Origin of the sequence: Corynebacterium sp. c24Ua_83 (assembly GCF_039907245.1) — a bacterium.
Lineage (GTDB): Bacteria > Actinomycetota > Actinomycetes > Mycobacteriales > Mycobacteriaceae > Corynebacterium.
In genome coordinates, this window is sequence record NZ_JASBOI010000035.1 from 1 (window position 1) to 4495 (window position 4495).

Sequence of the window (4495 nt, forward strand, 5' to 3'; positions counted from 1 at the left end):
ATGTACGTCTATGGCGTGCATGCTCCCTTTTCTCATGCCAAAATCTTGTCGCGAATGCGTTAGGACTTGGGTGGAGTTCTGGCTTGCGGTCTGCAGACCACCGAGTACATCACCGAACCTGCCGGTTACGTTTACAAGCAGGTTTCGGAAATTTTCGGCAACTGCGACCAATCCGTTGACTAGTACATTTTCCACGAGGGGTTCCTTTCTGTTTGATTGATAGCCTTCGGCCTTTCTGCGTTGATTACCCTGTCCGCTGGGCCCAGCAGAAGCGGTGAAGAGCCTGCAAGCCGCGGTGTATATTGCGCACTGTTCAGAGGTCAGCTGGGTCGACCCGCTGCTGGCAACCGCAGATAGGTCCTGCTTCATGAAGTCGCAATGATTTTTGGCCTAGTTGTGGCGGCACTGGCAGCCTGTTTTTCGTAACCGCGCGAATTCTGCGCGGAGTGACCGTGGAACTGCACGGCTGTCCTAGCAAATGGGTGGATGGTCGGTTTCGCGGTCTGCTTTTTTATCGAACAATAATGGCTCTACAGTAGAGCTGTGCTCGTGAGAATCTCACATGTTGCTTCTTTGCTCGGTTAATCTCCCCATAAAAAGCTGAAAGGAGAATGCGGTGACACAAGGCCATAGAACCCGTCGTGAAGAATACGCAGCTCTTACTCGACAAGCCCTTATCAAGTCGGGTTCTGAAAGGTTTTCAACCTTTGGATACTCTGACACTTCGATAGCCCAGATCGCCGATGATGCGAGGGTGTCAAAGGGCGCTTTCTATCATCATTTTGAGGATAAGAGTTCGTTGCTCAAGGCTGTTCTCTCAGAGGCCTGCGATAGTGCAGCGCGGAAGATCGAGTACGCTTTTGAGAATCAAGTGGATTCTGATTCGCTTGTTTCTGGTGCTCTTGACTCTGCAATGGAATCTATTCAGGTCGATAGTCGGTATCGCAATCTTCGTCAGCAGGCAGTAGGTGTTTTGTCAGCTGGTGAGAGGCGGGAACTAGACAATCGAGTTCGGGTTCCTCTCGTTTCTAAGATCTTCTCGCTACTGGAAGCGCAAGGAAAGATTGGGGATGACGTCAGCGTTAATGCCGCTACAGTGCTTGTAGTAGCTATGCTCGAAGGAACGCTTGACGAGATGACAGCGAGTGATGATCCGCAGCGTTGTTACGCTGAGTACCGTCCACTTTTGTTGCGTTTTATCGAAGCGCTTGCGTATTAGGTGCGGCTGCAGCCTCATCGTTGAGGTGAGGGGAGGAAGATCCTTGAAGTGAGGTTCCCGAAGACGAATGCCAAATTTTCCTTTCCAGGTTGCCGATAATGCAGTTTGGAAGACTTGTATGCCATCTTCACTCTGGCATGCCTGTGTACCGACCGCCATGAGCTTGCAACTTGTTGAGTCTTGTGAGCTCGTCCTCCGTGAGGGAAACCTTGAGAGCGTTGACATTCTCTAGTAGTTTTGCTCGCTGTTTTGTTCCTGGAATAGGAACGACATCCTTGCCTCGTGCCAGTACCCAGGCAAGGGATACTTGGGCGGCTGTGGCGTTGTGATTGCGGGCGATGGATTCGATGATTTCGACTTGTTCTAGGTTTTTCTTGAGGTTTCGGCGTTTCCAGCGGGGAAGAGCTCGTCGGTAGTCAAGTAGGGGGAGTTGCGTGGTGGCTTTGTTATCCCCGGACAGGAGGCCTCTGCTGAGCGGCGAGTATGACACGATACCAATGTTGTGTTTCCGCGCTTCGGGTACGGGTCCTTGTTCAATGTCGCGTGATAAGAGTGACCATTCTGATTGCAGCGCGGTGATGGGGTACGTCTCATTGGCGGTATGGAGTTGTTCAGCTGAGAGCTCACTGACGCCAATGTGGCGGATGAGGCCTTCTTGCACGAGGTCAGCCATAGCGCCGATAGATTCTTCGATGGGGACCTCAGGGTCAGGCCGGTGAAGATAATAGAGGTCGATGTAGTCGCGGCGGAGTCTTTTTAAGGATCCAATGACAGCTGTGCGGCAGTTTTCTGGTCGTCCGTCTTGTCCAGTGGGGAAGGATAGTCGGTTGGTAGTGATGCCGAATTTAGTCGCGATAACAATATCGTCGCGGTGTGATAGGTGCTCACCGAGTAGTTCTTCATTGTGACCGTTGCCGTAGGACTCGGCCGTGTCGAAGAAGGTTATGCCTTGATCGAGTGCGAGGTTCAGCGTGGCGATGGCTTCAGTTTTGTTCGGTCGGCCGTAAACAGTGCTCATGCCCATACATCCCAGGCCGACAGCAGAAACGGTGAGGTCGCGGAGTTGACGAGTTTGCATGGAAATTGTCCTTAGAAAAGAGGGGTTAGTGCCGACCGATGATTGGTTGGTGCACACTGGTCGTAGTCGGCTGGGTAGGGCGCTAACTTGGCGTTGCTGTGATGGGTTGTTCGTCTACGGGCGGCGTGTTGGCTTCCGCCTGTGGGGTGGGGGCAGTGTGTGCGGGTGTGTTGTCCGGCTCATGGGTAATGAGGTCGCTGCGGCGAATGGAGAATAGAGCAGCGATGAGTCCGATGGCGGCGATGGCGGCTGCTGTTGTGAAGGCGATGTGGAGACTGTCAATGAATGCGGTGTTAGCTGCATCGACAATGGGGGCGCGAATAGCTTCCGGGACTGCTGTGGCGATGATTTTGCCACCTCCGGTGGCTGCAGCATCGGCGACTGCGGAGCGGGAGTCAGTAAGGATGGCAGTGGCGTCATTAGAAGTGAAGTTTGCGGTGACTCGGTTGGCGAACAAAGCACCGATGCCGGCGATGCCGATGGCGGTGCCGACCTGCTGGAAGGTTTCGTTGACGCCGGAGGCCACACCGGTCCGGTCAGGGGTAGTGGTGGATACAGACAATTCAGCACGGACGGGATTAAACAGGCCCATCCCCATGCCGAGGACGAACATCATAGGCAGAGCAGCGGTCCAAGAGTCATGTACGTCGACGAGGTTGATGAGTAGTAAGCCCACGGCGACACAAGCCAGAGAGAGGGAGAGGACGACACGTGGGGAAGTGCGGGAGGCAAGCTCAGAAGTGGCGGCTGCACCAACGAAAAGTGTCAAGGTCAGAGGTAGGGCACGAAGGCCAGTGTCCCATGCGCTGTACCCCAGGTAGGACTGCAGGTAGGTGACGAAGAGGAAAATGGCGGCGAATACGGAAATGTTAATGGTGAGCGTGACGATATTGAGACCGTTGTAGGTTCGGTTCCGAAATAGCGTCATGTCGAACAACGCCTGGTCGCCTTTGCGAACCTGGATCAGTATGAAAGCAATCGCTGCGATGATTGTAGCGGCGAAGAGGCTGAGGATGATATCGCTGGTCCAGCCTTCTGCTTCCCCACGCAGGAGGGCAAAGACGAAGCAGGTCAGTGCGGTAGAGAAGGTGAGCGTTCCGGCGATATCAACGGGTGGGGTGTTTTGTGAGCGAGACTCTGTGACGCGGAAGAACGTGATGCCCATGCAAATCAGTCCGACGGGGACGTTAACAAGGAAGATCCACCGCCAGTCAAGCCCGTCGGTTAAGCCGCCGCCAATAAGGGGGCCGAAGGCGATGGCAAGTCCGCTGACGGCGCCGAAAATACCGAATGCGCGGCTACGGTCTGGCCCGGTGTAAACGTTGCCGATGAGGGCCGGTCCGATGGCAAAGAGGATCGCACCACCGAGTCCCTGAAGGACGCGGGAGGCGATGAGAATTTCAATGTTCCATGCAACGCCGCAAAGGAGAGATGCGACCGTAAAGACGGCGAGGCCAATTGTAAAGAGTCGGCGTCGGCCAAATCTGTCTCCGAGTGACCCGGCAGCCACCAAAATGGCGGCGAGTCCAATGGCGTAGGAATCGAGAACCCACTGTAGCTGGGTGAAGCTGGCATCGAATGAGGATCGGATATCAGGTAGGGCGACGTTCACGACCGTGATGTCAAGCATGAGCATAAAGGCGCTTAGCGACGTGATGAGAAGCGTCCATGCGCGGCCGGTTGTGTGAGGTTTCGTTTGCGGAGAATCTAGGGAAGCGGTGAGGGCGGTCATGTGTGATCCCATCTTGAAGTACCGTAGGTATAAAACCGACCGACGGTCGGTTAATTGGAAGGTTATATGATGCTCCGAGGATTTTCCACTGTTCGGTCTGAATTTTCTTGCTTACCTATAGGTGGACTATTGGGTTAAGCCTGATCTCCCCGTTCGGTAGACGCTTGCTGTCTTGTTCTGGTGGGGTGTTAGAAGAGGCATGCAAACTCTAATGAATGTTGCTCCAAATGGTTCAAATGAGGTGCCGGAGCCCTTGTCATGTGAAAAGTGGCAGGTTGCACAAGGCAATTAAATGGTCTTCCGAGGAGTTAAACTAGTAATCCGCTTCCGGGTTGGTGAAGCTCATCGAACCGAGTATTCGGTCAAGTGAATGTGTCAGACCTTCGACCCTTCGTTCTAAACCGAAGATGCGCACGCTGAAGAGGTTTGCGGCGACCGGCCAAAAATTTTTCATTCTGATCACCGT

4 protein-coding genes are annotated in these 4495 nt (G+C 53.9%); 1 reads left to right on the forward strand and 3 read right to left on the reverse strand.

Translation table 11 applies throughout. The annotated features are described in order from the left end of the window. The coding region (locus QKE30_RS10600) for a hypothetical protein (protein ID WP_347934766.1) at positions 1-195 on the reverse strand (195 nt) is incomplete at its 3' end. A gap of 421 nt (positions 196-616) precedes the next feature. Here QKE30_RS10600 and QKE30_RS10605 point away from each other — a divergent pair. Continuing rightward, complete coding sequence (locus QKE30_RS10605) at positions 617-1219, forward strand: TetR/AcrR family transcriptional regulator (protein WP_239202846.1); 603 nt, start codon at positions 617-619, stop codon at positions 1217-1219. Between the two features lie 127 nt (positions 1220-1346). Here the strand turns inward: QKE30_RS10605 and QKE30_RS10610 are convergent, their stop codons facing one another. After that, positions 1347-2297: an aldo/keto reductase gene (locus QKE30_RS10610; protein ID WP_255717399.1), complete on the reverse strand. Its 951-nt coding sequence runs from the start codon at positions 2295-2297 to the stop codon at positions 1347-1349. An 82-nt stretch (positions 2298-2379) separates the two neighbouring features. After that, on the reverse strand, positions 2380-4029 hold the full coding sequence (locus QKE30_RS10615; protein WP_239202848.1) for an MFS transporter: 1650 nt from the start codon (positions 4027-4029) through the stop codon (positions 2380-2382). Positions 4030-4495: the final 466 nt, after the last annotated feature.

What these genes read in the sequence shown, in the direction of transcription:
- QKE30_RS10615 (WP_239202848.1), bottom strand. Translation starts at nt 4,029, where the DNA reads ATGACCGCCCTCACCGCTTCCCTAGATTCTCCGCAAACGAAACCTCAC.
- QKE30_RS10610 (WP_255717399.1), bottom strand. Translation starts at nt 2,297, where the DNA reads ATGCAAACTCGTCAACTCCGCGACCTCACCGTTTCTGCTGTCGGCCTG.